Origin of the sequence: Ignavibacterium sp. (genome assembly GCF_025998815.1) — a bacterium.
GTDB lineage: Bacteria > Bacteroidota > Ignavibacteria > Ignavibacteriales > Ignavibacteriaceae > Ignavibacterium.
In genome coordinates this window covers 457,143-483,871 of the sequence record NZ_AP026678.1, presented here as the reverse complement: position 1 = coordinate 483,871, position 26,729 = coordinate 457,143, and the positions used below count along the sequence as shown (strand labels likewise).

The window sequence follows — 26,729 nt, the reverse complement described above, 5'->3', positions numbered from 1 at the left end:
AGCTCGTGGTTAATTAATTATCAATTATTATCTCCGGCTTGCCAAATCTTTTATTCTTCATCTGAAGCCCTGAGAGAGTTTATTTTATTTTTTCCACGACTTAAAAGTCGTTGCTATTCAGTTCGGGACTATCTATACCAACTTCCCTTCTAACGCTTGCTTTAAAATGCTTTGTCTTAAGCTCTCTGCCTTTGCTAAACTTTCATCTATTGCTTTTTCAAGATTGTCTGCTTCTGAAAATCGTTTTTCTATTTCTTCTACGATTTGGAGTTGTTGATCTTTAGGTGCTTCAATAAATGGTAAAGATTCAAATTTAGACTTATTTAAAATTGGTAAAGTAGTTGATGAGGAATATTTCTTGATTTGCTTTTGAAAAAATTCCGATATACAAAAGTAATAAACAAATTCAGGTATAAATTTATCATTAATAATTATCGAATTTATTTGTTGATTAGTTGCCCCAACCCTTCTATTCATTCCAGTTTTACCAATGGTAGCACCTATACAAGTTACCATTACACTTTTCTCGGGAAGAAGTCTTGCTACGGTTGCGCCAAGTTCCGATAAATTATCTAAAGCATCACGAGTATTTATTCCAAAATTTAAGTCAGTCGGCTTGTATAGTGGGAATGAAGTACCATAATAATCTGAATTATTTTTGGGTGGTGTTGTGCCTGTTACAACTTCCCCAACATTAGAAACCTTCACCCATTTCCAGCCATCCGGTAATTTGTTGTTTTTATATTCTGCTTTTGGTTCGGCTTCATTTAACATTTCCGTTTTGACAACTGCTTTTTGCTTACTGCCTGCTTCCCGCACGAGTTTCCCGGAGAAGGCACTCGCAAGCACACTCTGCCTATACAAGCGAATTTGTTCTTTAGCTTTTTTAAGTGCCGAAACTCCACTATCCAACTGACTGAAAAGCTCTTCTATCTTCTCAACAATTTTTTTCTGCTCAGAGAGGGGTGGGAGTGGGAGATATATATCCTTAAGTTTTGTTGCATTAACATTGGGAATAGCAATACCGAGTTTTTTTTCAGAAATCTGATTCCAATAATTTGGGCTCTGAAGAAATAATGCAAAAAATTTTGGATTTGTCTTTGGACGGAAACGAATTAAGTAAGAGGCGAATACTGCTTTAGGAGGTTTGGATATTAAAATACTATAACCAATAGAGCCAGCACGTGAGATAACGATATCATTATCCTTTAAAATATATTTATCAATGTCTTTTGGATTTACTTTACAGAATGGAACAGTATCCCAATCAATTACTCCTGAAGTAATATCTGTTGTTCTTAGAAACTTTAAATCACCTTCATTCGAAGCACTTGTTGTATAACCATATTGTGGTGGTTCACTAACATCACCAAGTTTAACCCATTTCCAGTTAGACGGAATAGAATGTTGATTGTGATGATCAGACTGATTTTCGCTGATTTTATCTGATTTAACCTGACTGTTGTCAGGCAAACCGCTCTCAATCTGCTTCATCTGCGTGCTATTGTGTTTTTTCTTTTTCACGCTGCTAATTCGTTATTTATTTCCTCAATAATCTTTTCAGTTTCTGCACCAAACAATTGATAAAACTTTCCAAGTCCGCCTTCCTCAACAAACGGCGAAAGTTCAAAATCATCTTTGTCAATTCTTACCGAAGAGACAATGTGGTCTTTAATCATTCTGAGCCAGTTCATTTGTTCTTCTGTAAATTGTTTTGGTCCTGCGTTCCTTTTGAATACCCATTCTTTGAATCGTCTGTTAACAATTTCACTGTATGGCTCAAGTGTATCGTCAATTTTAAGTTCAAAGCGTAAAAGAGAAATTATATCTGTAAGCATTCCAACTGTTGTTCTGTGTTTTACTTTTCTTGGCTCAAGACGTTGATATGCATTCCAGATTTGATCAACAGTAAGATGATAAGGCGGATTTGCAAGTGCATCACGGAGTTCTTTTATTATGTCATAATTTGACCCGCGGACAGGGCAAGCCCTGTCCCTACTGTGTGAATAATAAATTTTTAATGCAATAATTTCGTCTTTATTCTCATCAATAAACTTTCGGAAGTTATTTATTATTTCTTCGGAGTGTTCTTTCGCCTGTGCATCAAATCCCGAATGAATTACTCTGTCAATGTTTGTAGTGTCAATTATCTGATAAATGCTTCGTCTTGCATTCTCAATAAAATCTCTTAACTGAGGATTGTCAAATGGACGAATAGCTGATTGGATGAATGGTTGAATGACTGATTGGATTTGCTGCTCTGTTGGTTCTTCGTCCGGCTTTAGACTGATGGTCTTTGCAACAATTTCTGATTGGAAATCCGGATCGAATGGTTTTGCAAGATCAGAAGCAATTTGAGAAATTGTTTTTCCACCGGAAAGCTCTTCGATTTTCTTTCTATCGGATTCAGAAATTTGTCTGTCAAGTCTTAATAATCTTGCTATAAGTGAAGTCAATGTATCTTCATCCGGTTGCAACACAGCCATTCGCATTAAATCTTTAAGCGGCACAGATGGTTTTTTATCAACAACCTGATAATCAACTTTAAGTGATTTGAAAGCACCGACACAATCAATAATAAAAAATCTTTCTTTATTCAGTTTTGCGCTTGGTGAAACTTTAACCAGATCATCTTTATTTAATGATCGTGTTCCTCTGCCAATCATCTGCTGAAAATAATTTCTTGAACGAACATCACGCATAAAAATCAAGACTTCAATTGGTTTAACATCCGTACCGGTTGCAATCATATCTACTGTAACTGCAATTCGTGGATAATATGCTGTGCGAAATTGCTGAAGTATTGATTCCGGATCATCTGGTTTAGTATTGTAAGTAATTTTTTTGCAGAAATCATTTCCTTCTCCAAATTCTTCTCTAACAATATGGACTATATCTTCGGCGTGGCTATCAGTCTTGGCAAAGATTAAAGTCTTGGGAATTTCATTTCTGTCCGGAAAAAATTCTTCTGTAATTACTCTTCTGCATTCACGGATTATATTTCTAATCTGACTTGGATTAACAATATCTCTGTCGAGTTGTGTTGGTGTATAATCTACTTCATCTTCAAGCTGCTTCCATTCTTTTTTGCGGGTCATTTTGTTTCGCAAATCCACATACTGCTTTGCGGATATTTTAGCACCTTGTTTTGTAATTTCTGTTTCGATTGTGTAAACATCATAGCCAACATTAACTCTATCTTCTATGGATTTCTGAAGAGTGTATTCACTAACAATATTTTCGTGGAAGAATGCAAATGTTCTTTTGTCCGGTGTTGCCGTAAGTCCAATCATAAAAGCATCAAAATAATCGAGCACCTGTTTCCAGAGATTGTAAATTGAGCGATGGCATTCATCAATGATGATAAAATCAAAAGTCTCAATCGGAACGGAAGGATTATAATCTACTTCAACCGGTTTATCAATAATTTTTGATTCATACGGTGATTCATCTTCATTTCTTTCATCAAGTTCTTTCCCTTTAAGAATTGAGTACATCCTTTGAATTGTGCTGATACAAACCTGTGCTGATGGATCGATAAAATTTGAACGCAGCCGCTGAACCGTGTAAAGTTCAGTAAATAGTCTTTTATCATCATTTGGTTTGTATGCCTGAAATTCCTGCTCTGCCTGCTTACCGAGATTTCTTGTGTCAACGAGAAACAAAATCCTTTTAGCTTTTGCAAATTTTAAGAAACGATAAATTGCAGTGATTGCAGTAAAAGTTTTTCCTGCACCTGTTGCCATCTGAATAAGTGCACGAGGTTTATTTTGGGCAAAGGATTGTTCAAGATTAATTATAGCATTGAGTTGACAAACACGAAGTCCTGATGGATTCAGAACCGGAAAATTTTTTAATCTTGCCCGAAGTGTATTTTCTTGTTTAAGCCAATCAAGTAAAGTCTCAGGTTTATGAAAATGAAAAATTTCTCTTTGTCGTGGTGATGGGTCACGTGCATCAGTGAACAGAGTTTCAGTTCCGGTAGATTCATATTGAAACGGAAGAATTTCATCTTTACGGATGTACTTAAGATTATCTGCAGAATATCGTTCAGTCTGATCGTGAACAGCACTGAGAGTAATGCCTTCTTTTTTAGCTTCAATCACACCACCTGGTTTACGATCAATAAAAAGAATATAATCAGCAGAACCGCTTTCGGTAGGATATTCTCTTACAGCAATACCCAATCCTGCGGAAGGATTAAAATCCTTTAAATCCTGAATAATCCAACCGGCTTGAGTAAGCTTTATATCAATAATCTCACGGGCTTTTTGTTCTGGTGTTGCCACAAAATTTCCTGATTAAAGGTTATTCAAATTTTTCAACCAATTCCCGGATATACTTCTAATCAATTGCAACTAACCTGACTAAAAATAACCAAAGAGAATAAATTTCACTACTTTTTATTATTTCTTCTCTTCGGTCTCCACAAATGTTTATCCAGTCTTACACAACCTTTTTCATCAAATGTAACACCTTCGCTACGAAGTAATTCTTCCATCAGGTTTGGATCTCCAAAATGAATTTTTCCTGTCAAAGCTCCGTATCTGTTGACAACCCGGTGAGCTGGTACATCTGGTCCGCATCCATTTAAAGCCCAACCAACTGTTCTTGCTGCAGAACGAATTCCACACGCTTCGGCTATATCGCCATAAGTAGTCACTTTCCCTCGCGGAATTCTCTTTGTGATTTCATAAACTTTTTGAAAAAAATCCTTCTTGTGGCGCATATAAAAAATCTTTGAATGAATATACACTTAAATGAATGATTGAATCAAATGATTGGATGAATGTTAAATCGAATGATTGAATACCTGCCAGAGGCAGAAAAAACTTAATGGATGAATGATTTAATCAAATTTCATTCAGCCATACAAACATTAAATCATTCAATCATTCAATCATTCAGTCATTCAGTCATTCATTTTTAGTTGTTACTGAATTTAAGCAAATACGCTTTAATAAACTGATCTATTTCACCATCCATCACCGATTGAACATCGGAAGTTTCCACATCCGTTCGATGGTCTTTAACCATATTATAAGGATGAAAAACATATGAACGAATCTGACTTCCCCATTCAATTTTCATTTTACTTTTTTCTATTTCTTCCTGCTCAGCTTTTTGTTTTTCTAATTCGAGTTGATACAAACGAGCTTTAAGAAGTTTCATTGCATTCTGTCTGTTTTGTAGCTGAGATCTTTCAGTTTGGCAAGCAGCTACAATTCCCGTTGGAATGTGTGTGATGCGAACGGCTGTTTCAACTTTGTTAACATTCTGCCCACCTTTACCACCACTTCTGTAAGTATCAATCTTTAAATCAGCAGGATTTATCTCTATCTCAATTGAATCATCTATTTCAGGAATTACGAATACCGAAGCAAATGAAGTATGTCTTCTTTTATTTGCATCAAACGGTGAAATCCTGACGAGACGATGAACACCATTTTCGGCTTTCAAATAACCATAGGCAAATGGTCCTTCAACTTCAACAGTTGCTGATTTAATTCCGGCTCCATCACCTTCGAGCATATCAATGATTGTCATTTTGTATCCATTCTTTTCACCCCAACGTAAATACATTCTAAGCAACATATCAGCCCAATCCTGTGCCTCAGTTCCACCAGCACCGGAATGAATTGTCAGAATACAATTTTTATCATCATCTTTACCACTCAGCATGTTTTTGAATTCAGCTTCTTCGATTGCATTTTCAAGTTCAACAAGTTCTTTGTCAATTTCGGGTTCGAATGATTCATCTTCTTCCATTTGAGCAAGAAGAATTGTTTCCTCAACTGCAGAAGCTTTTTGATGAACACTCTTCCAGAGTTCAACCCAGGATTGAAGTGATTTTATTTCCTGAAGTGTTTTTTGTGCGGATTTTTGATCATTCCAGAAATCGGATGACTCGGATTTTTTTTGAAGTTCGTTAATTCTTTTTTCTTTGTTATCGATGTCAAAGATAACTCCGTAAATTTTCTATACGGGTTCTATAAGTGTTTAACTGTTTTATTTTATCTTCGTACATAGTTACCTCTCTTTAATTTTCGTTTGAATGAATGAATTTCTTTCTCCTCGAATACAGTTTTATTGAATGGTTGAATGAATGAATATTCGAATAATTGAATGGCTGAGTGAATGAATGGATGAATGAATTCTTTATTGAATGATTATACAATTTCATACTTTTCTATAATCTCCCTGACATGATAATCATTTTTCCAGTCATAACTTTCTTTCAGCTTTTCGATACAGGATTTATTAAGTTTAATTAGTTTGTTTTCTAATGAGTAATGAATTTTATCATACTCTCTGAACCATTCTTCATCAATTTCACCAGCATTAAACAAGTTAAATATTTGCGAATAATTTTCACCAAGCGATGATAAAGCAATCGTATTAAACTGAATATTTTCTTTTAGAAACCTTCTGCAATATCCTTCTGCTATATTTGAAGAGACGGACATTGCAGAATCTTCAATCTGACTTTTTAATTTAAATGAAAGCTCACTTAAAGTGTTAATTTTCTTTTTAACAAAAGCAAATAAGACTACAGCTTCCTGCCAAACTTCAAGTTTTCTATAACCTCGATTAATATTTTTATTCAGTTCGATAAATTTCTTAGCATCAGAATTCATAAATAACCTCCTACAAAATCCAATAGTATAAAATCGAGTGACCGAATTTAATTTACTGAATGATTGAATTGGTGAATGGTTGAATTACGGAATGTTTGCATGGTTGAATGTTTTAAAATTTATTCATTCACCCATTCACCAATTCATCCATTCATCTTTACCTACCGTAGGTAGGCATTCAATCATTCCATTTCTATTTCCATTCTCAGTAAAGCTGCTGCAAGGGTTTTTCCTTGTGCATCGTGTTTTAGTGATACTGTTCCTCCTCCACCTAAAGTGTTGTGAAGAAGAAAATTTAAAGCACGAAGGTTAGGTAATTCAAATCTTTCAACTTTACCAAGACAAATACCTTCAAAATGTTTTTTGACTCTTTCAGCAGTCAAATACTTAGAAATAATTTTGTACCCTTCATCATTGTAAGCGATTATGCCTACATTTGCTGCATCACCTTTATCGCCGCTTCTTCCGTGAGCAATTTCAATCAACTTTATTTTTTTCATGTTACAACTCTATAATTTTTATTTCAGGTTTAACTAAAGATTTTGGAATAAGTGCAGGCCAATAAGCTACGACTTCGCTTGGCTTTGGTCTGCCACCGGCAAAACCTGTAACACTTGGTGGACCTGTTAAAATCAATGGCGCAATTTCTTTTCCGAACCTTTCAACTGAATCGAAATTGTGAGAACGAACTGCAACTTTCAGCATAATTTCATTTATATCATCTTCAGGAAGTTGTTTTGCCAATGGACCGTGACAAGCATTATAACCAATAAACTCTGTTCTTATTTCATCGAAAGTCAGATTGAGATTTTCCAATCGCTTTCTTAAAATCTGGTCTGCAGCTTTAGCTTTTGTAAGTGCTTCGGGCCAGGAATAAGTTAGTGTTGCAGAAGCAGAATAACCATCGGAGTATGAACAAGAAACTTTGTAGAATTCGGTTTCCGGAAAACCTTTAACATCAAAAACTCTTACTCTGTCATTACCTAAATCTTCTAATTTTATCGAAGTGAAATCAGCAACACAATCCGGTGTAATGTAAGATTTCGGATCTCCAATTTCATATAATAATTGTTCAGCGACAGTTTCGAATGAAACTCTACCACCAGTATTTTTGTGCTTCGTGATTATTACTTCTCCGTTAGGAAATGCTTCGGCAATCGGAAAACCAATTTCAGCCATATTTGGAATTGATTTCCAATCTCCTAAAAAGTTTCCACCTGAAGATTGTGCACCGCATTCTAAAATATGTCCGGCAACAGTTCCGGCAGAAAGTTTATCGTAATCAGTTTTAGACCAGCCGAACTCATAAATCATCGGAGCCAATGTTAAACCTGTATCAGTTGTTCTTCCGGTAATCACGATGTCAGCACCTTTTTGTAACGCTTCAACGATTGGAAAAGCTCCGAAATAAACATTTGCGCTTAGGAGTTTATCTTTTACAGAAGTGATTGGTTCACCGGTTTCCATATTTTTTAATTCAGCACCGGAAGAAATTATTTCATCCAATCGATCGAGAATGTTATCACCGAGTACAATTCCGATTTTCAGATTTTTGATTCCAAGTTCACCTGCAACTTTCATAACTGCATTTGCACAGGAAAGAGGATTAACTCCTCCACCGTTGGTAATTACTTTAATATTTTTTTCTTTACAAATGGGAAGAATCCTTTTCATCAATTCCGGAATATCTCTTGCATAACCAAGTTCGGGATTTTTGTTTTTCTGTTTTTGAAGAATGGACATTGTAACTTCGGCAAGATAGTCCATAACCAGATAATCAATTGGTCCTTTGGTCACCTGATGATAAGGAGCATCAATCAGGTCGCCCCAAAATCCCTGTCCGGATGCAATTCTAATTTTTTCTTTCATAAAAATCCTTTAGAATATTTTCTGCAATTTCATCAATCTCATTAAAAGAATTTATTCGAATCCAATTAATTCGTTTGTCTGATTTGAACCAGGTCATTTGCCTTTTAGCATATCTTCGTGTATTTCTTTTAATAAGATAAACGGCTTGTTCAAATGTAATTTTATTTTCAATAAAATCAATTAACTCTTTATAACCAACAGTGTTAAGCGAATTGCTTCCCTTTGAATATCCCAATCTAAGTATTTCCTTTACTTCATCGACTAAACCATCCGAAATCATCTGGTTAACTCTTTGTTCTATATTCTGATAGAGTTTTTTTCTATCCCAAAGCAAACCATATTGAATAAAATTGAATTCTGGTTTTGAATTATTTTCCAAATGATGTTGCCAGATTGGTTTCCCTGTTAATTTAAAGACTTCAATCGCTCTTAAAACTCTTTTCCAATTTTGCGGAAGCATTCTTTCAGCACTGACTGGATCAATTTTTTTTAATTCATTGTAAACATATTCATTACCATAAATTTTCCTTGCTTCGAGTAATTCTTCTCTTAAAGATTTATCAGCAATTATAGTTTGAGTTATTCCATCAATCAATGCTTTAATATATAAACCTGAACCACCGACGACAACAGGAGTTAAATTTTTTCCGAGCAATGATCGAATAATCTCGTTTGCTCTTCTTGAAAAAATATCGGCATTAAATTCTTCATCAGGATTCAGTTCATCAACAAAATAGTGTTTAACGGAATTAAGTTGTTTTTCAGTTGGCTTTGCAGTTCCAATTGACAAATGTTTATAAACTTGTCTGCTATCAGCAGAAATAATTTCGCCATTAATCTTTTCTGCAAGTATCAAACTTAACCTGGTTTTACCTGAGCAAGTTGGTCCAACGATTACAATAACTTTGTCTGAATTTTTCATAACTTAAAAAATAAAGAATGAATGAATGTATATATGAATGAGTGAATGTATGAATGGTTGAATGAAAAACTTTAGTTTGAAATTATCTTTCAAAAGCTTATAAATAAATCAGTCAATCATTCAATCAGTCATTCAGCAATTCATTCATTCATAGATACTTACCTGCCAAAGATAAGCATTGAGTCATTCAACCGTTCAACTCATTCTATCTCTATCCTGGCAGTCTTCATCCAATCAAATTATTCATTCTAGAAAGTAAATTACTTTTTTTCCCAACCTTCTTTGCCGAGCAGTGGAACAAAAGCAAAACGAGGATAGACTTCAGTTTTAAATTCATCATCCGAAAGTTTTGTCAGAACATACAAATCCTGATAGTCTCTTCCCCCAACAGGAATGACCAATCTTCCTCCAATTGCTAACTGCTCTTTAAGTTTTGTTGGAATTGTAGGAGAACCAGCAGTAACAATTATTCCGTTAAACGGTGCATATTCTGCCCAACCAATTGTACCATCACCATACTTAGCATGAACTCTGATTCCAAGCTTATCAAATAGTTTTACTGTGCGATGATAAAGTTCAAGATTTATTTCGATACTATAAACCTGAGCACCAAGAAAAGCCAGAATTGCTGCCTGATAACCCGAACCAGTTCCTACTTCAAGAACTTTATCACCTTTTTTAATATTTAACTTTTCAGTCATAAAAGCAACGGTGTATGGTTGTGAAATTGTCTGTTCATAACCGATTGGCAAAGCTATATCTTTATAAGCATTATGAACCATTGTAGCAGGAATAAACTTCTCTCTTTCAATTGTACCAATTGCTTCAAGAACTTTTTCGTCAGTGATTCCTTTTTTGCGTAAAGTCTCAACTAATTGTTGTCTCTGATATCTTGACATAAATTATTCTTATTTTTTAGCAGACAAAAATAAAATTTTATTCGAACATTTTATCAGAAAATTTTTAGTTAGGATAAAAAGAAAATGATAGAATCAATTTTAGGTGGGCTTTTAATAATGTTTATGAGAATCTGTGATGTATCAATTGGTACTATCAGAACAATATTAGTTGTTCAGGGAAGAAAATATCTCGCTGGTCTGGCTGGTTCAATTGAAGTTTTAATTTGGATATTTGCTATAAGATTTATCTTTCAGAACTTAAACGAGATTCCACAATTTATTGGTTACTCATTGGGATTCGGGTTAGGCAATATAATTGGAATTACTATTGAACAAAAAATCGGATTTGGATTTGTTCAACTTAATATAATATCAAGAAATCATTCCAAAGAACTTGCAGAACTTTTAAGAAAGAATAAATACGGCGTAACAATCTTACCGGCTGAAGGAACTTCAGGAGGGCTATCAATATTAGTTACAATCATTCCGAGAAAATATCAGAAAGCGACTATCTCATTAATTGAATCTGTGGATAAGAATGCTTTTATAACAGTACAACATTCTTTACCCTATCGTGGGTTTATCCACGGTTCAAGAAAATAATTTTTAAAAACTCTTGCCTTTAATTATAATTTTTTCTAATTAGCAGCGTAAATTCTAATCAACTAATTACAAGGGCAAAAATCTCTTTATCTAACTAACTAATTCCAACAATCTATTGGAGGTTCTTTTATGCTCAAACAAATCTACTCTCTCGTTGTTTTGTTTCTTTTATCATTCTCACTTTTTGCACAGGATGCAAGCAGAGAAATGGTAGACCCTTCTGAATTGGGAGGTCCAATTTTGGCAACTTACCCAATAAATTGGCAGTACACCCCTGAAGCTGTGCTTTTTGACAATGGTCCTTATTTTAATTCCCCTGGCGGTGGACCTGGTGGAGCCGATGCAAGTATACTTCAAACTGCACTAGGATTAAACGTTCTGGGATTTGGAGCATCTCAAGCGTCAGGAATTCGAGTTGCAGATGATTTTGTAATTCCTGCTGGCCAAACCTGGACTATCGAGGATTTCATTTGTTATGCATATCAAACCAATTCACCCACAACATCAACCATCACAGCAGTTAATGTTCGGATATGGAATGGCCAACCTGGTGTTGGAACCGTAGTTTTTGGTGATACAGTTACTAACAGAATGTCTGCTACTACCTGGTCAAATTGCTATCGATATTCAGATACTAATCCAGGGACAACAAGACCAATTATGAAACAGACAGTAACTTTAGGTGTAACTTTAGGTGAAGGTCATTATTGGATTGATTGGCAATTGGCAGGTTCTCTTAGCTCTGGTCCATGGGCACCACCAATAACCATTACTGGTCAAACTACAACCGGTGATGCACTTCAGTATCTTTCAGGTGCATGGAATCCAATTATAGATAACGGAACCGCTCAAACACCACAAGGATTACCTTTTATTCTTAACGGCACAATGAATTCTATGCAAATGAAATCTTTAAAGATTGTTCAGAACAATGATCAGGTTAAAGTATTGAATGCAACTGCTTACACATCTGGTTCATACAAGATAAGTTTTATGGTTTACATACCTTCAGGAAAAGCTGGTTATTTTAATACTCTACAAACATTTGCCGGTAGTAATAGTGATTGGGGAATGGAAGTTTACTTCGATGCCAACGGCACCGGAAGATGTTTTGGTGGTTCATCCACACCTCAAACATTTTCTTGGACTGCCGGTCAGTGGAATATGGTCGAACATGTTGTTAATCTAACAAATGATCAATCACAATTCTATTTTAATGGACAGTTAGTAAAGCAGTGGCAATGGACTTTAGGTGCTAGCGGAACCGGTGGACCTAACACTCTCCATGCTGTTGATTTATTCGGAGCTACCGCTAATGATCAAATGTATGTTGACAACTTTAAATTTGAGGATCTTAACCTTGAAGCAGTAATTTTCTACGATGACTTTGAAGCTTATACAGCTGGTCAGCAATTAGCTTGTCAGGCACCAACGGTTTGGACAACCTGGAGTAACGCTCCTTGTGGTCCTGAAGATGGAATGGTCTCAACAGATTATTCTTATGTACCGGTTGAATTAACTTCTTTTGTCGCCAATGTAACAGCAGCCGGTCAAGTTGAATTAAATTGGACAACTGCCACTGAATTGAATAACCTTGGTTTCCAGATTGAAAGAAAAGCAGTTAATGGCGATTTCCTGGCAATTGGTTATGTTCAGGGTAATGGTACAACAACTGAAAGAAAAGAATATTCCTTCACTGATAGAAATGTTGAACCAGGTAAATATGTTTACAGATTAAAACAAATGGATTTTGATGGCAAATATGAATATAGTCCTGAAATTGAAGTTGATGTTCATCCACCACTTCAATTCACTTTGGAACAGAATTATCCAAATCCTTTTAACCCAAGTACAAAGATTAAATTCGGCTTAGCAGAAAATACAAATGTTAAAGTTGCAGTTTATAATTTACTTGGTGAATTAGTTGCTACTTTAGTAAACAACCAATTATCAGCTGGTTTCTACGAAGTTGAATTCAATGCTACATCACTTCCAAGTGGAATGTACATATACTCCATCGAAACACCTGTTTTCAAAGAATCAAAGAAGATGATGTTGATGAAGTAATCAACTTTAAATTATTTTTTAAGAGCCGCTTTTAAGCGGCTCTTTTATTATTTGCATGAATGAATCATCAATAATATATTTGCGTCAGAAATTTTTGATTAGTGTTCTTAATAAATATGTTGGATATGCGGGAATAGCTCATCCGTTAGCTAACGGAGGTAGAGCGCAATCCCTTATGAGATTGATGTCCCTTTAATTTTTGATAAGTAATTTAATTACTGATAAATTATTTTTTTTGTTCTTCACTTTATTGAGTTTTAATGCGGGAATAGCTCATCCGTTAGCTAACGGAGGTAGAGCGCAACCCCTTATGGGATTGATGTCCCTTAATTTTTGATAAGTATTTTTAATAACTGATAAGTTATCATTTATTTTGTTCTTCACTTTAATGATTTTTAATGCGGGAATAGCTCAGTTGGTAGAGCGCAACCTTGCCAAGGTTGATGTCGCGGGTTCGAGTCCCGTTTCCCGCTCAAGGAAATCCACGTAAGTGGATTTTATTTTTTTATTGGCGCTGTACCCAAGTGGTCTAAGGGGAAGGTCTGCAAAACCTTTATTCGTCGGTTCGAATCCGACCGGCGCCTCAACACTTCCTATTTTTCTTCATTCAGCTGATTACCCCTTTATTAGTCGCTTCACCATTGGATGCTTCGCAGAATCCAACTGACTAGGCAATTCAAACAAAATTTGTTTCCTATCTAAGAAATTTTAAAATCACCCGTTACTCATTCGAAAATGATTTCAATTTTATTTCAATCTGAAACAAAATTCTTAAAACTCTATTTCTGAGAATTAAAATAATAGTAAAACAACTTAAACAACCCCCAAATATTTAACATCTGTGGCATTTTGATTGCTTCAGTAAACTAACATTATTCGTGTGTCAGATGAAATCAATAATAAAAATATTTGTCTCTGCAGCAATCATTTTATCACTTGATATTACCTTTGCACGACCTGATAACCCTGATACTTCTAAAGTTTTGGTCAGATTCAGTGAACCAATGTCTCGCGAAGGAATTTTTGATGTCTCCAATTACAAGATTATTTGTGAGGACAACCACGTGATTAAAATTTATAAAGTCGGAGTTGTGGATGGAGATACTGCTGTAGTATTGTTTACTGAAAAACATCAGCCCGGAAAAGCATACAGAGTAATTGTTTCAAATCTGAAGGACAAAGCAGGTAATCTGATTCATCAGGAAAATAATTACGCGTTATACCAAAAAGATAATTAAACTAATTTCTATTACCTTTCACAGTCCCACAATTGATATTATTTTTGCACTGAACTAATTCAGAAAGAACAGTGCAGTATCTAATCAGTATTATAATAGGATATATACTTGGCTCTATTCCTACTGCTTTTCTTGTGATGAAGAAGAAAGGAATTGATATTACAACTGCAGGTAGCGGTAATGTGGGAGCTATGAACACTTATGAAGTTTCGAAATCAAAGTTAACCGGATTTATTGTTTTTGCGGTTGATTTCATAAAAGGGTTTATTAGTGTTGTTCTTATGGAAATCATATATCCAAACGAATTCATTTATCCTGCACTTGCCTTGTTATTTGCTGTTTTAAGTCATTGTTTTAATCCGTGGATTAACTTTAAAGGCGGGAGAGGTTTGGCGACAGCAGCTGGTGGAACAATTCTTTTATTTCCTTATCTACTTATATCATGGATAATTATTTGGGTGATTTCTTACCTTTATAAAAAAGATATATTGCTATCAAATATTCTTGCCACTCCTCTATCACTTTTAACTGTTTTAGGTAAACCTGAACTTGCTGTCAAATATACTTTCCCTCAACCAAAGGATATTAATTCACTTATCTTATTTTCTGTTGCTGGTTTAACAATCATTTTTATTAAGCATATTGATCCGTTAAAGGAAATTATTCAGTCATATAAATCAAAAGGACTTAGAAAATGATTTCAAAGAAAACTTATTTTCTTACAGTTATTGGATTTCTGATTTTACTTACTTCTTCTTTTCTCTATCTTAATTCCAAACAACAGTTTCCGGTTAATTTAATTAGTCCAAATTACAACACAAGTTTATCATCACTTAAAAATAATATTCAGGATGAAATTAATAACTCGAGAAGAAATATTATCACTCAGACGGTCGAGAAAGTCAGTCCTGCAGTAGTTGGAATAAATGTAATTGAAATAAGGCAGTATCGTGATCCATTCAGTTATTTTTTTGATGATCCGTTCTTTCGACAGTTTTTTGGTGATCGTGGTAATTATCGTCAGCGAGTACAGGGATTGGGTTCAGGTTACATCATTTCACCTGATGGTTATATTGTTACAAATGATCATGTTGCAGGAAATGCGAGTGAGATCACAGTTACACTTACCGATGGTTCGCATTACAAAGCAGAAATCGTTGGAACTGATCCAACTTCTGATATATGCTTATTAAAAATTGACGGGAATAATCTTCCTTATCTTGAATTAGGTAACTCAGATGATGTAATAATTGGTGAATGGGTAATTGCTTTGGGTAATCCGTTTGGTTTGTTCGAGCTCAATGATAAACCAACTGTAACTGTTGGAGTAATCAGTGCCACAGGAATGAATCTTGAACCAATCAACAACCGTTATTATATCAATATGCTTCAGACCGATGCTGCAATCAATGGTGGAAATAGTGGTGGACCTTTAGTTAATAGTCTTGGTGAAGTTATTGGTATGAATACACTCATATTCACTGCCGGTGGTGTGCAAGGGAATATTGGACTTGGTTTTGCAATTCCGATTAATAAAGTGAAAAGAATCGTAACTGAATTGAAAGAAAAAGGTTTAATCGATAGAGACTTCCAGATTGGAATGAGCATTCAGTCTATTGATGAAGGCATAGCAAGATATTATGATTTGAAAAGCACAAAAGGCGTAATCGTAACACGTGTGGTGCCTAATTCACCTGCTGACGAGGCAGGAATAAAAACCGGTGATATAATTCTTGAAGTAGAAGGTTATAAAATAAATAATGAAAAAACAATCTTTGGAGTTTTTCAGGAATTCCGCGTTGGACAAACTATTACACTTAAAATTTTAAGAGATAACAACGAACTAACCAAAAGAATGAAACTGGTGAGAAAATGATTCAACGATATACTTTAACCGAAATGGGTAAAATCTGGGATGATAAATTTAAGTATGACACCTGGCTTAAAATTGAAATACTTGCTTGTGAAGCCAGGGCTGTTCTTGGAGAAATTCCTTTTGCTGATGTTGAAGTAATAAAGTCAAAAGCAAATTATGATATTAAACGAGTTTTGGAAATTGAAGAAACTACAAAGCACGATGTGATAGCTTTTCTCACCAATGTTGCAGAGTATGTCGGACCTGAATCCAGACATATTCATTATGGTATGACATCTTCTGATATTCTTGATACTACACTGTCTTACCAGATGAAAATTGCGGGTGAATTACTCTTAAATCAGCTTCACTCACTAAAGGATGCTTTAAAGAAAAGAGCAATTGAACATAAAAACACTGTTTGTATAGGAAGGTCACACGGTGTTCATGCAGAGCCAACAACTATGGGATTAAAATTTGCGTTGTGGTTTGAAGAAACTAAACGAAATATTTCAAGACTAAGTAATGCGATCGAAACAATAAGTGTTGGACAAATTTCCGGTGCGGTTGGAACTTTTGAGCATCTTTCCCCAAAAGTTGAAGAGTATGTTTGTGAAAAACTCGGATTGAAACCTGCACCGGTTTCAACTCAGGTGATTCAGAGAGACAGACACGCTGAATTTCTCACTACACTTGCGATAATCGGAACAACATTAGAAAAAATTGCTATCGAGATAAGACACTTACAGAGGACAGAAGTTTTAGAAGCCGAAGAATATTTTTCCAAAGGTCAGAAAGGTTCTTCAGCAATGCCACATAAACGCAATCCGATTGTGAGTGAAAGAATAACCGGACTTGCAAGATTACTAAGAAGTAATTCACTCGCTGCGATGGAAAATGTAGCTCTATGGCACGAAAGAGATATTTCACATTCTTCAGTTGAAAGAGTTATTGTTCCGGATAGTTGCATAATACTTCACTATATGCTTGACCTTTCAATCAAACTAATTTCAAATCTTATTATTTATCCCGAACATATGAAAAGAAATCTCAATCTTACCAGAGGTTTAATATTTTCTCAGACAATTTTGTTGAAATTAGTTGAAAAAGGGTTAACGCGTGAGGAAGCATATAAACTTGTTCAGGAAAATGCAATGAAAGTTTGGGAAGATGAATCAAAAAATCTTAAAGACGAACTATTAAACTCAGAATCGGTATTAAAATATCTTACCAAAAATGAAATAGAAGAAACTTTTGATTATCAAAAGATGTTGAAGAATGTGGATTATATATTCAACCGAACAATTTTAAAGGATGAGTAGTATGAAAACTAATTTAATTTTAGTTGTTTTATTCTCAGCAATTCTATTTACAGCTTGTGGAGGAAATGCAGAAAATCTTAAAGTATCCGACAGTGCCCCTGATTTTACACTTCAGGATGCAAACGGAAATTCCTACACATTATCTTCATATAAAGGAATATCACCTGTAGTAATTTATTTTTATCCAAAGGCAGGAACTCCGGGTTGCACAAAACAAGCTTGCGGTATCAGGGATAGCTGGTCCAAATTCAGTGAGAATGGAATTGTAGTTTTAGGAATAAGTGTGGATTCGAAAGACGATATTAAAGATTTTATTCAGGAAAATAATCTTAACTTTCCCCTATTATCTGATGAGAAGAAAGAAGTATCAAAAGCTTATGGAGTTTTGAATAATTTAGGATTAGCCAATAGAATTACTTTTATAGTAGATAAAGAAGGAAAAATTGCTGAGATTATTCGTGAAGTTGATGTGCAAAAGCACGCAAACCAGGTTTTTGAAATTGCGATGAAGCTTAAGTAATTAAGCTTCATCTTTTTTTTTCTTTAAAAGCTGATACAAACCTAAGCCCGCTACTGTTAGACCAAGAATTCCTCCGGTCGTTTTCATGATTTTAGAGTTTGCAATTTTCTCCAAACTCATTCCACTTCCAACTTGTTTCATCTCCTGACTTGCATAAATAGAATTCATAAACTCAACTCTGTCTTTCACTGATTTGAATGCAATCATAAGTTTTGCTTTATCATTAAGTGGAGTAAATTCAACTGCACATTTATCAGGATCATTCTCATCAATATCTTCAAGCAATTCGAATTCCCATTTACCACGAAAAATTGAATAATTAACTATGCTTCTCGGTTCGCGGGAAAAAAGCGGATCGTTAAAAACAAGAACTTTCTTTCCGTCCTTTTCAATTACCTCTACTTCGTGTTTATGAAGAACTTCATCTTCTATACCTGCCAGAATATCATCAACCGAAGCACTAAGAGGATCTGTCTCCTGCGATTTTCTTTTTAATATTTCCTTAGATTTAGTCATATAATCACCTCATTTTTCTATATGTAAAATTAAAAATAAAATATTCAACTGTTAATGAACTTTTTGATGCACAACACAATTTTATTTAAATAATTAGCTTGAATTATATGAGTAAATACCTTTATTATAACATCGAGTAAATATTTTAATCGGAACTTAAATCTGATAATTCAATCTAAATGACTAAAAATAATACTGGAAAAATCGTGAAGAGAACATTAATAATTTTATCACTACTGGTGATTCCTTTCTTTTTTGTTGCTGAATCTGCAACTCCGAAATTTGATTACATACTCATACCTGATACTCTTAAAGCAATTAGTCCCGATTCCAAGCATACAATAGAAGCACAACTTGTAACAACTGTTTTAACAAGATATCATTACAACAGAGTTCCACTTAATGATTCTATTTCCGCACTTATTTTTAATAAGTTCATTAACCAATTAGATGGAGGGAAAAATTATTTTCTTAAATCTGATATTGATGAATTCAGTAAGTATAAATTTGAACTTGATGATTTTCTTGCAAACAGTAACATTAATTTCTTTTTCGATGTATTCAATGTTTATCTTAAACGAGTTTCTGAACGAATGGATTACATTAACAAACTTCTTGAAAAAGAATTTGATTATTCTTCAGACGAATACTTCATTATCAAGCGTGATTCGGTTGATTGGCCTAAAGATGAAAATGAAATGAATGATGATTGGAGAAAAAGAATTAAAAACGATGCGTTGCTTTACAAACTAAATGGTAAAGATTGGGATTTTATAAAAAGCACAATTCAGAAAAGATATAAGAATATCACAAAATATCTTTTCCAGTATAATTCTGAAGATGTATTTCAGCTTGCAATGAATGCATTTGCTGAAACAATAGATCCACATACAAATTATTTTTCTCCGATTACTTCAGATAATTTTAAAATTGATATGAGTTTATCTCTTGAAGGAATCGGTGCAAGACTTCAGGTTGAAGATGATTTCACAAAGATTGTTGAAATAATTCCTGGTGGTCCTGCAGATAAAAGTAAACAGCTAAAAGCTGATGATAAAATAATTGGTGTTGCACAAGGCGAAGATGGAGAATTTGAGGATGTTATTGGTTGGAGAGTTAATGATGTTGTAAAACTTATTCGTGGAGAAAAAGGAACAGTTGTACGATTACTCGTTATTCCTGCTGGTTCAGACCTCAATGCTAAACCAAAAGAAGTGAAACTTGTAAGAGATAAAGTAAAGCTTGAAGATCAGGCGGCAAAAAGTAACTTACTTGAAATTGAAAACAATGGTCAGAAGTTTAAGATTGGTGTAATAAACATTCCGAAGTTCTATTCTGATTTCGAAGCACAGAGAAATGGTGAAGATGGTAAAAGTACAACAAAAGATGTTCGGAGATTAATTTCTGAGCTTGAGCAGAAAAACATTGATGGACTTATAATCGACCTCAGAAATGATGGCGGTGGTTCTTTGACAGAAGCAGTCGAATTAACAGGATTGTTCATTAAAGATGGTCCTGTGGTTCAGGTAAGAAATTCATCCAACAATATAGAAATAAACAAAGATCCTGATCCTTCAATTATTTACAATGGACCACTTGCAGTAATGGTTAACAGATTCAGTGCTTCTGCTTCTGAAATTTTTGCAGCAGCAATTCAGGATTATGGAAGAGGTATCATAATCGGTGAAAATACATACGGCAAAGGGACTGTGCAGAACCTGATTGATTTAAATATGTTCACCAACAGAAAAAATATGAGATTGGGACAAGTTAAACTTACAGTCGCTAAATTTTACAGAATCAATGGCAAAACAACTCAGAGACTTGGAGTTAAACCTGACATCGAACTTCCCTCTTACTTTTTACCGGAAGAATTTGGTGAAAGCTCAGAACCATCAGCATTGCCTTATGACGAAATCAACAAACTTCAGTACGAGAAGTATTCAGATGTTCAGAAATTTATTCCTGAATTAGTTAAAAGACATAATGAACGAACTATTAACGATCCTGATTTTCAATATCTCATTGATCAGATAAAGGAATATCGTGAATCAAGAAATCAGAAAATGGTATCACTTAATGAAGAAGTGCGAAGAAAACAGAAAGAAGCTGATGAGGAAAGAAAATTCCAACGAGAAAATGAGTTAAGAAAGAAAAAAGGATTAAAGCTGCTTGATAAAGGTGAAGTGCCTGATGAAAAGTCTGATTCAACTGATTACATTCTGAATGAATCAGCAAAAATTTTATCAGACTACATTACACTTTCTGTTGGTTAACAATAAAATGAGTTAAGATTTATTTTCTCGAGTAACTTTTCTTTGATGACCGGAAGTAAGGTTTCGTTAAATGCAAAATCAAGTTCTGTATCAACTTTGAATATCATCGGATCATAAATACTCTGAGAGTACTTAACAAATTTTGCGATTAGTTCTTCTGCAGATTCCTGTAATAGTTCCATCGGAATTGAACGAAGAAGATTTAGTTCAAGAGTTTCTTTTGGTTCTTCAGATTCCCAATTAATTGTAAGTTCATACAAAAATATTTTATAAAGTTTTTTCTCATAATCCGGAGCAATCAGATATCCCTTTCCTTTGAATTTATCAAATTCGCTTAAACAATTTATCTGAATATTTTCATAAACAAATTCCTTAAGTGCATAACATTCAGTCAAAATCTGATTGTTCATATTCAAAGCCCAGCTTACAAAATCAATCAGTTTATTCAACTGATAACTTATTTTGTGAGCTTTATCTAACATAACCATTCTTTCATTTACCATTGTACCGTTAACTTCTTTTTCAAGCCAATCTTTTGATTCTATGTTCTCTGCTAATAATTCCTGAAATCTATGGTTAAGATTAAGCGAGTAATCAAGAACCGGATAAAGCTGATTCTTCTTTAATTGATTATGCCACTGTTTGAGAGTATTCAGAAAGTTGTATCTGTTAATCTCCCAATCAGAGCCGCAAGAGGTAAGTTTTTTTATGTCGATATTCATTTCAGCAACAGTATTTATTAAACTTGCTGGCAAATTTTCAAATATCGAACCAATTGTAATCATAATAGTTTCAGAGTGTGCCAAGTAAAGTTTTCTCATCTATCTTCTATTTATTAAACAAATTAAGAGGATATGAAAATTTTTCAGGTAAAACTTAGAGGAGTATTAAAAGAAAATTTGTATTGAAAGTAAAAAAGAATGGAGGTAAAAATTTCTTTTACCTCCATTAATGAAAGATTAGATTTCGAACTTAATTCCCTGAGCAAGTGGTAAATCAGTACCGTAGTTAATTGTGTTTGTCTGACGACGCATATAAGCTTTCCAGGCATCAGAACCGGATTCTCGTCCACCGCCGGTTTCTTTTTCACCTCCAAATGCACCACCAATTTCAGCACCTGAAGTTCCGATATTTACATTAGCAATTCCACAATCCGAGCCCTCGGCTGATAAGAAAATTTCTGCTTCTCTCAAATTATTTGTGAAGACTGAAGATGAAAGTCCCTGCACAACTCCATTCTGTAATTCAATTGCATTTCGCACATCACCTTTGTACTTAATCAGATAAAGAATTGGTGCAAAGGTTTCTTCCTGAACAATTGTATAATGATTTTCAGCTTCAACTAAAGCTGGCACTACATACAAACCTGATCTATATTGTTCACCTTGAAGTACCTCACCACCGAATATGATTTTTCCACCTTCTTCAACAACACGAACCAGTGCTTTTTTGAAATCTTCAACAGCATTTTTATCAATCAATGGTCCTACATGATTTTTAGGATCAAGTGGATTTCCAATTCTTAAACTCTTGTAAGCTTTAACGAGTGATTCCTTCACCTGCTCGTAAATTGATTCGTGTATAATTAATCTTCTTGTAGTTGTGCATCTCTGTCCTGCAGTACCAACAGCACCAAAAACAACCGCAGGAATTGCAAGTTTCAAATCTGCATCAGGAGTAATTATGATAGCGTTGTTTCCACCAAGTTCAAGAATTGCTCTTCCAAATCTTCTGGCAATTACTTCCGCTGCGTGTCTTCCCACTGCAGTTGAACCTGTTACTGATACAAGAGGAATTCTTTTATCGTTAAGAATTCTTTCTCCTATGGTTGAACCTTTACCAATTACAAGATTAAAAATTCCTTCGGGTAAATTATTTTCTTTGATTACTTCCTGAACAATATTCTGGCAAGCAATGGCACTAAGAGGAACTTTTGAAGCAGGTTTCCATAGATTAACATCACCGCAAACTGCAGCAAGCATTGCATTCCAGCTCCATACAGCAACAGGAAAATTGAATGCGGAAATTGTGCAAACTATTCCAAGTGGATGATACTGATCATACATTCTGTGATTTGGTCTTTCGGAGTGCATCGTAAAACCATAAAGTTGACGGGACTGTCCAACTGCAAAATCACAAATATCAATCATCTCCTGAACTTCACCCAAACCTTCCTGTAAAGATTTTCCCATTTCGAAAGAAACAAGCTGACCTAAATCCTGTTTATACTTACGTAGCTTATCTCCTATCTGACGAACAATCTCACCTCTTTTTGGGGCGGGAACTTTTCGCCAGTACTTAAATGCTTCTTCAGCAGTTTTAATTACACTTTCGTAATCTGCATCTGATGCCTGATAAACTGAAGCAATGTACTCACCTGTTGCGGGAGAGTAAATTTTCAGTTCACCTTCAGATGTTGTTTCATTCCATTTAAGTCCGGTTGAAGAACCATAGTTTTTTTCTTTGATACCAAGATTTTTTAAGAATTCCATATTTAACTCCTTTTAACTGAAGGGTAATATTGAGTGGTTATTATTTTCATAATTGAAGAAATTTAACACTCAAAATTAGTCAACTACGGAATGAAAACCATAAAAAAAGAGCCGCATAAAAGCGGCTCTGAATTTAATTTGAGATTTGATTTACTTAACCAAAGCCATCTTCTTAGATTGAATGAATGACTTTGTACTTCCCTTTGCATTTATCTGATATACATATGTACCTGATGGCAACTCTCTCGCATCAAATACTACTCTCTGATAGCCTGCTTCCATACTTCCGTTTAATATCTCCCGTACCTTCTCCCCTAATGAATTGTATATGCTCAGAACTACTTCACTCTTCTCTGGCAAACTGAACTCTATAGTCGTTGCAGGATTGAATGGATTTGGATAATTCTGATATAATACATATTCGTTCGGTATCTCTACCTCTATCTCTATCTCCTGACTGTATTCTATCGTGCCATCAAGGTCTATCTGTTTCAATCTGTAGATGTACTTTCCTGCCTTTAACTGCTTATCTACATACTGATAACTCTGTCTCTCTGTTGTTGTTCCCTTTCCACTTACATATCCTGCTACTGTCCAGCTTTCTAATCCTTCCATCTTCCTCTGTACCTCAAAACCCTGATTGTTCGTCTCTGTTGCTGTCTGCCATTCAATTATTACATTATCTCTTTCTGTCTTCGCTGTAAATGCTGCTAACTCTACAGGAATTACTATCTCCATCTGTATCGGAATTGTTACACTCGGGGTTAACGGATCATTGCTCTGTATTACCATATCCATTGAATATGACCCCAGTGGATAGTCCTCCGTCTTGAAGGTCAGCTGTACTGCCATACTGTTTCCATTATATACTGTCCCTCCGAATATGTTGTTTACCAACCACTCCGGTGCTGCTTCTATCTTTACTGCCATATTGTTATGTACATAGTTTGCATTGTATGCTATCTGTAATCCATCCGTCCCCGTGCTGTTCTCTATGCCTACTGTGGCTGAGTTTAATGTTGCGTTCATATTGTTGTAGTAGTACATTATCTTTCCGCTTGAGTACAATACTATCTGGAATGTCAATGATCCTGTTCCACTGTACTTCTGCCAGTTAGTGAATTGTATCGTCAACTTTCCTGATTCCTGCAAATAATGTACACTTCCCTGTGTCCTTCCATCCAAATCATCCCAGAATGGGGCTATTACATTATTCGGAAGTGCTGTGTTTGGTATCGTTCCATTACTGAAGTAACTGCTCGTTAATGTTGTGAAACTTAAGAATCCGTTGGTACTTAAGTATGCCTGTGTATAATTGTTTCCGTAAAACGGGAATGTCATTCCCAATGGTACTGTTGTGTATCCATCATCAAGGGTTCCTGTCCAGCTGGTTATCTGTACTGCTGATGGATTTGTGCTGATATCATTCCATACATACTGTGGCCCGTTTGGTTCATCACTGTCTATCCATCTGTAGCCGAATATGTCCGGTCCGCCCTGTCCTTCTATTGACATTCCTTTTCTTTCTTTCTCTGAATTCTTTATCTCATCTCCGTTGCCTTCGGTTATTACAGGATTCTTCGGTACTAACTTTATCTCTACTGCTTCTCCTGGAAATGTGTTATTCTCAAGTGATACTGTGAAATCAAGTGTTGATGCTGATGTGGATACATTTGATATCATCACTGAATCTACTACTGATGTGTTCGGCTCAAGTATTTTCAGCATTGATGCCGGACTTACACTTATCACTGGTGCTGCTAATGTTGTTCCTGATGGACTGTTGGATACATTTGAAAAATTATTCCATCTATCGTTAGATCTTATTGCAAAATAAAATGTTGAGCTGAATGGCAACCCAGTTACAGTAAATGATTCTGACTGACCTGGTGCTTTTGGAACTAAATTATTAGGAATATTTGTAGCATTGTTAAATGCAACCGTGTCAGTGATCGGTGAAGTTGAATATCTTATGGTATATTTTCTAACTCCACCTTGAGTTGTATCAAATGGAGCTGTCCAGGTAAGTCTTAGGGAATTTGAAGTTGGATCAACTACTGCTAAGTCAGTAATTGTTGTTGGAGCAACTGTATCAGGAGGAACCATTGTCGGATCCCAACCATCAAGAATCAAAGTACCGGTATTATCAGGATCCAACCAATCCTTTAATCTTGTTGATGGAGTAGTACCATAATTCCAGGACATAGAAAACTTACCATATAAATCTGATTTGTCTGTTGCAGTACAAGATGATGGTCCGCCGTGCAACTGTCCTACTATACGATGATTCTGATCGAAAATAGGTGAGCCTGAAGAACCTGGTTCAGTAACACCTCTTAGACCAGCAGGATGCCAGCGAACTCTCCAGTGAGAGTTTGGTGGTGTACCAGTCCAGGTATCGTGTTCAAATGCCTGACCGCTAAAAGATATTTTCTTGATATCGCCAGAAGGATGATGAATTCCAACACCTGAATCAGCAGGAACATCAATTGCACTCCAACCAGCAAAATGGACCTGATAACTATCGGGTGGAGCTTCGTTAAGTAATAATAATGCAAAATCTGAAGCTGAATTATTTGCTTTGGTTTGAGTTCCACTAACAGTGTAATTCAGAGGACCATTGATGTTTGCACAAGTTGGACTTTGATAATTGAACATTATAATCCAGGTATTTGGAGAACTTACCAAACAATGGTTAGCAGTAAGAAAATATGGCGTTAGATCTTGTCTGACATTATTTACCATAACACCGCTACATAGCCTGGAACCACCAGCAGTTAAAATCATTGCAACTGACCTGATTTCATTTTCCCATGGTTCACCTTCCGGACATTTAACATTTATGTTGCAAGCCCCTGACGAACCAAAATCTTCCCAATCATTGTAACTGCTGAACACATCTTTATATCCGTGTACTACTGTTGCAATTACAATATGAGTTTGTTCAACAAGATAACCGGGAACCTGTAGCTCAAGAATAACACTCTCGCCTCTTATTAGTCCGGTTGCAAATAAGCCATCATCTTTATTATTACGACTTGTGAATGCACCAATCAATTCGCTCCTGTCTTCAGCATATATGAAAAACTTTGCGCCTTGAGGAAGGTAGAAATCCGAATAAGTTAAATTGATTGTTGTAGCTTCAGGAGCAATAATTTTTAATCTGAATAGCGCATTGCCATTTGGCAGAATATCTTTTTTAGCTTCTTTCAAAAAATCTATTGATACTTCATGAGGAAATCCAAATCTGAATGGAATACCTAATGATTCCTCGTATATATCTTCTTCTATCAAAGCTTTTTTATCAATTGTTGGCATTGTAATGACCGGAATACCTTCAGTGGAAAGAGACCATCCATCCGGAATGCCTCCTTCACTTACCTGAGCAACAACATTTCGTTGTGATGAAATAAGTATTAGAGAAATGACGAAGAGTAAAAGAAAATTTTTCATCTTGCTTTTGAAACCTCTTAATAAGTAGTTTAAAAAAACCGAAGGGCAACTATTAGTTG

The 26,729-nt window shown here is 35.1% G+C and carries 21 protein-coding genes and 2 tRNA genes; 10 read left to right on the top strand and 13 right to left on the bottom strand.

The features are described 5' to 3' along the window. Positions 1 to 132 precede the first annotated feature (132 nt). From Q0X14_RS02015 to Q0X14_RS01975, 9 genes are all read right to left on the bottom strand, one after another. Positions 133 to 1,524, bottom strand: a complete 1,392-nt coding sequence (locus Q0X14_RS02015) for a restriction endonuclease subunit S (protein ID WP_297841744.1) — start codon at positions 1,522 to 1,524, stop codon at positions 133 to 135. Continuing rightward, complete coding sequence (locus Q0X14_RS02010) at positions 1,521 to 4,289, bottom strand: DEAD/DEAH box helicase family protein (protein WP_297841741.1); 2,769 nt, start codon at positions 4,287 to 4,289, stop codon at positions 1,521 to 1,523. The genes Q0X14_RS02015 and Q0X14_RS02010 overlap by 4 nt, the downstream gene beginning before the upstream one ends. A 107-nt stretch (positions 4,290 to 4,396) precedes the next feature. Then, entirely contained in the window at positions 4,397 to 4,729 is a 333-nt protein-coding gene (locus Q0X14_RS02005; protein WP_297841737.1) for an MGMT family protein, read from the bottom strand. Between the two features lie 197 nt (positions 4,730 to 4,926). Continuing rightward, positions 4,927 to 6,028, bottom strand: a protein-coding gene (gene prfB / locus Q0X14_RS02000; RefSeq protein ID WP_366522787.1) for a peptide chain release factor 2 whose coding sequence is annotated in 2 segments (ribosomal slippage) — positions 4,927 to 5,958 and positions 5,960 to 6,028 — 1,101 coding nt in all. Because the reading frame shifts where the segments join, the coding sequence is not laid out codon by codon here. A 142-nt stretch (positions 6,029 to 6,170) separates the two neighbouring features. Continuing rightward, entirely contained in the window at positions 6,171 to 6,638 is a 468-nt protein-coding gene (locus Q0X14_RS01995) for a four helix bundle protein (protein ID WP_297841734.1), read from the bottom strand. A 182-nt stretch (positions 6,639 to 6,820) separates the two neighbouring features. Next, on the bottom strand, positions 6,821 to 7,138 hold the full coding sequence (locus Q0X14_RS01990; protein ID WP_297841732.1) for a hypothetical protein: 318 nt from the start codon (positions 7,136 to 7,138) through the stop codon (positions 6,821 to 6,823). 1 nt (position 7,139) lies between these two features. Further along, positions 7,140 to 8,507 carry an acyclic terpene utilization AtuA family protein gene (locus tag Q0X14_RS01985; RefSeq protein ID WP_297841729.1) on the bottom strand — a complete coding sequence of 456 codons (1,368 nt, stop codon included), beginning with the start codon at positions 8,505 to 8,507 and terminating at the stop codon, positions 7,140 to 7,142. Further along, positions 8,491 to 9,429: a tRNA (adenosine(37)-N6)-dimethylallyltransferase MiaA gene (gene miaA / locus Q0X14_RS01980; RefSeq protein ID WP_297841727.1), complete on the bottom strand. Its 939-nt coding sequence runs from the start codon at positions 9,427 to 9,429 to the stop codon at positions 8,491 to 8,493. The genes Q0X14_RS01985 and miaA overlap by 17 nt, the downstream gene beginning before the upstream one ends. 260 nt (positions 9,430 to 9,689) lie before the next feature. After that, positions 9,690 to 10,328: a protein-L-isoaspartate(D-aspartate) O-methyltransferase gene (locus tag Q0X14_RS01975; protein WP_297841724.1), complete on the bottom strand. Its 639-nt coding sequence runs from the start codon at positions 10,326 to 10,328 to the stop codon at positions 9,690 to 9,692. An 84-nt stretch (positions 10,329 to 10,412) separates the two neighbouring features. Here Q0X14_RS01975 and Q0X14_RS01970 point away from each other — a divergent pair, with 84 nt between their 5' ends. From Q0X14_RS01970 to Q0X14_RS01930, 9 genes are all read left to right on the top strand, one after another. Beyond that, on the top strand, positions 10,413 to 10,931 hold the full coding sequence (locus Q0X14_RS01970; protein WP_297841721.1) for a DUF5698 domain-containing protein: 519 nt from the start codon (positions 10,413 to 10,415) through the stop codon (positions 10,929 to 10,931). 129 nt (positions 10,932 to 11,060) lie between these two features. Then, complete coding sequence (locus tag Q0X14_RS01965; protein ID WP_297841719.1) at positions 11,061 to 12,998, top strand: T9SS type A sorting domain-containing protein; 1,938 nt, start codon at positions 11,061 to 11,063, stop codon at positions 12,996 to 12,998. 400 nt (positions 12,999 to 13,398) lie between these two features. Beyond that, positions 13,399 to 13,471: transfer RNA gene (locus tag Q0X14_RS01960), tRNA-Gly, on the top strand. 37 nt (positions 13,472 to 13,508) lie between these two features. Next, positions 13,509 to 13,582 (top strand) — tRNA-Cys (locus Q0X14_RS01955). A gap of 303 nt (positions 13,583 to 13,885) precedes the next feature. Further along, positions 13,886 to 14,236, top strand: a complete 351-nt coding sequence (locus tag Q0X14_RS01950) for an Ig-like domain-containing protein (protein ID WP_297841716.1) — start codon at positions 13,886 to 13,888, stop codon at positions 14,234 to 14,236. A gap of 71 nt (positions 14,237 to 14,307) precedes the next feature. Next, a complete protein-coding gene (locus Q0X14_RS01945; RefSeq protein WP_297841714.1) occupies positions 14,308 to 14,934 on the top strand; it encodes a glycerol-3-phosphate acyltransferase in 627 nt (208 codons plus the stop codon). Continuing rightward, entirely contained in the window at positions 14,931 to 16,112 is a 1,182-nt protein-coding gene (locus Q0X14_RS01940; protein WP_297841710.1) for a trypsin-like peptidase domain-containing protein, read from the top strand. Before Q0X14_RS01945 ends, Q0X14_RS01940 begins: the two co-directional genes overlap by 4 nt. Next, positions 16,109 to 17,413: an adenylosuccinate lyase gene (gene purB, locus Q0X14_RS01935; RefSeq protein ID WP_297841707.1), complete on the top strand. Its 1,305-nt coding sequence runs from the start codon at positions 16,109 to 16,111 to the stop codon at positions 17,411 to 17,413. Before Q0X14_RS01940 ends, purB begins: the two co-directional genes overlap by 4 nt. Before the next feature lies 1 nt (position 17,414). After that, positions 17,415 to 17,933 carry a peroxiredoxin gene (locus Q0X14_RS01930; protein WP_297841704.1) on the top strand — a complete coding sequence of 173 codons (519 nt, stop codon included), beginning with the start codon at positions 17,415 to 17,417 and terminating at the stop codon, positions 17,931 to 17,933. Here Q0X14_RS01930 and Q0X14_RS01925 read toward each other — a convergent pair whose 3' ends face one another. Beyond that, complete coding sequence (locus tag Q0X14_RS01925; RefSeq protein WP_297841701.1) at positions 17,934 to 18,449, bottom strand: hypothetical protein; 516 nt, start codon at positions 18,447 to 18,449, stop codon at positions 17,934 to 17,936. Between the two features lie 206 nt (positions 18,450 to 18,655). Here Q0X14_RS01925 and Q0X14_RS01920 point away from each other — a divergent pair, with 206 nt between their 5' ends. Beyond that, positions 18,656 to 20,725 carry a carboxy terminal-processing peptidase gene (locus tag Q0X14_RS01920; RefSeq protein WP_297841698.1) on the top strand — a complete coding sequence of 690 codons (2,070 nt, stop codon included), beginning with the start codon at positions 18,656 to 18,658 and terminating at the stop codon, positions 20,723 to 20,725. On the opposite strand, the gene Q0X14_RS01915 is transcribed toward Q0X14_RS01920, so the two are convergent. The 3 genes from Q0X14_RS01915 to Q0X14_RS01905 form a co-directional block, all read right to left on the bottom strand. Continuing rightward, positions 20,722 to 21,546: a hypothetical protein gene (locus Q0X14_RS01915; protein WP_297841695.1), complete on the bottom strand. Its 825-nt coding sequence runs from the start codon at positions 21,544 to 21,546 to the stop codon at positions 20,722 to 20,724. The two genes, Q0X14_RS01920 and Q0X14_RS01915, sit on opposite strands and share 4 nt — an antisense overlap. Before the next feature lie 138 nt (positions 21,547 to 21,684). Then, a complete protein-coding gene (locus Q0X14_RS01910; RefSeq protein ID WP_297841692.1) occupies positions 21,685 to 23,217 on the bottom strand; it encodes an aldehyde dehydrogenase family protein in 1,533 nt (510 codons plus the stop codon). Positions 23,218 to 23,367: 150 nt separating this feature from the next. Continuing rightward, positions 23,368 to 26,670 (bottom strand): T9SS type A sorting domain-containing protein, encoded by a 3,303-nt coding sequence (locus tag Q0X14_RS01905; RefSeq protein WP_297841689.1) that lies wholly within the window; start codon positions 26,668 to 26,670, stop codon positions 23,368 to 23,370. Between the last annotated feature and the right edge of the window lie 59 nt (positions 26,671 to 26,729).

Excerpts from the sequence above, each read along its gene's own strand:
- Q0X14_RS02005 (WP_297841737.1), bottom strand. The coding sequence starts at position 4,729 with ATGCGCCACAAGAAGGATTTTTTTCAAAAAGTTTATGAAATCACAAAG.
- Q0X14_RS01995 (WP_297841734.1), bottom strand. The coding sequence starts at position 6,638 with ATGAATTCTGATGCTAAGAAATTTATCGAACTGAATAAAAATATTAAT.
- Q0X14_RS01990 (WP_297841732.1), bottom strand. The coding sequence starts at position 7,138 with ATGAAAAAAATAAAGTTGATTGAAATTGCTCACGGAAGAAGCGGCGAT.
- Q0X14_RS01985 (WP_297841729.1), bottom strand. The coding sequence starts at position 8,507 with ATGAAAGAAAAAATTAGAATTGCATCCGGACAGGGATTTTGGGGCGAC.
- miaA (WP_297841727.1), bottom strand. The coding sequence starts at position 9,429 with ATGAAAAATTCAGACAAAGTTATTGTAATCGTTGGACCAACTTGCTCA.
- Q0X14_RS01975 (WP_297841724.1), bottom strand. The coding sequence starts at position 10,328 with ATGTCAAGATATCAGAGACAACAATTAGTTGAGACTTTACGCAAAAAA.
- Q0X14_RS01970 (WP_297841721.1), top strand. The coding sequence starts at position 10,413 with ATGATAGAATCAATTTTAGGTGGGCTTTTAATAATGTTTATGAGAATC.
- Q0X14_RS01965 (WP_297841719.1), top strand. The coding sequence starts at position 11,061 with ATGCTCAAACAAATCTACTCTCTCGTTGTTTTGTTTCTTTTATCATTC.
- Q0X14_RS01950 (WP_297841716.1), top strand. The coding sequence starts at position 13,886 with ATGAAATCAATAATAAAAATATTTGTCTCTGCAGCAATCATTTTATCA.
- Q0X14_RS01940 (WP_297841710.1), top strand. The coding sequence starts at position 14,931 with ATGATTTCAAAGAAAACTTATTTTCTTACAGTTATTGGATTTCTGATT.
- purB (WP_297841707.1), top strand. The coding sequence starts at position 16,109 with ATGATTCAACGATATACTTTAACCGAAATGGGTAAAATCTGGGATGAT.
- Q0X14_RS01930 (WP_297841704.1), top strand. The coding sequence starts at position 17,415 with ATGAAAACTAATTTAATTTTAGTTGTTTTATTCTCAGCAATTCTATTT.
- Q0X14_RS01925 (WP_297841701.1), bottom strand. The coding sequence starts at position 18,449 with ATGACTAAATCTAAGGAAATATTAAAAAGAAAATCGCAGGAGACAGAT.
- Q0X14_RS01915 (WP_297841695.1), bottom strand. The coding sequence starts at position 21,546 with ATGAGAAAACTTTACTTGGCACACTCTGAAACTATTATGATTACAATT.
- Q0X14_RS01910 (WP_297841692.1), bottom strand. The coding sequence starts at position 23,217 with ATGGAATTCTTAAAAAATCTTGGTATCAAAGAAAAAAACTATGGTTCT.
- Q0X14_RS01905 (WP_297841689.1), bottom strand. The coding sequence starts at position 26,670 with ATGAAAAATTTTCTTTTACTCTTCGTCATTTCTCTAATACTTATTTCA.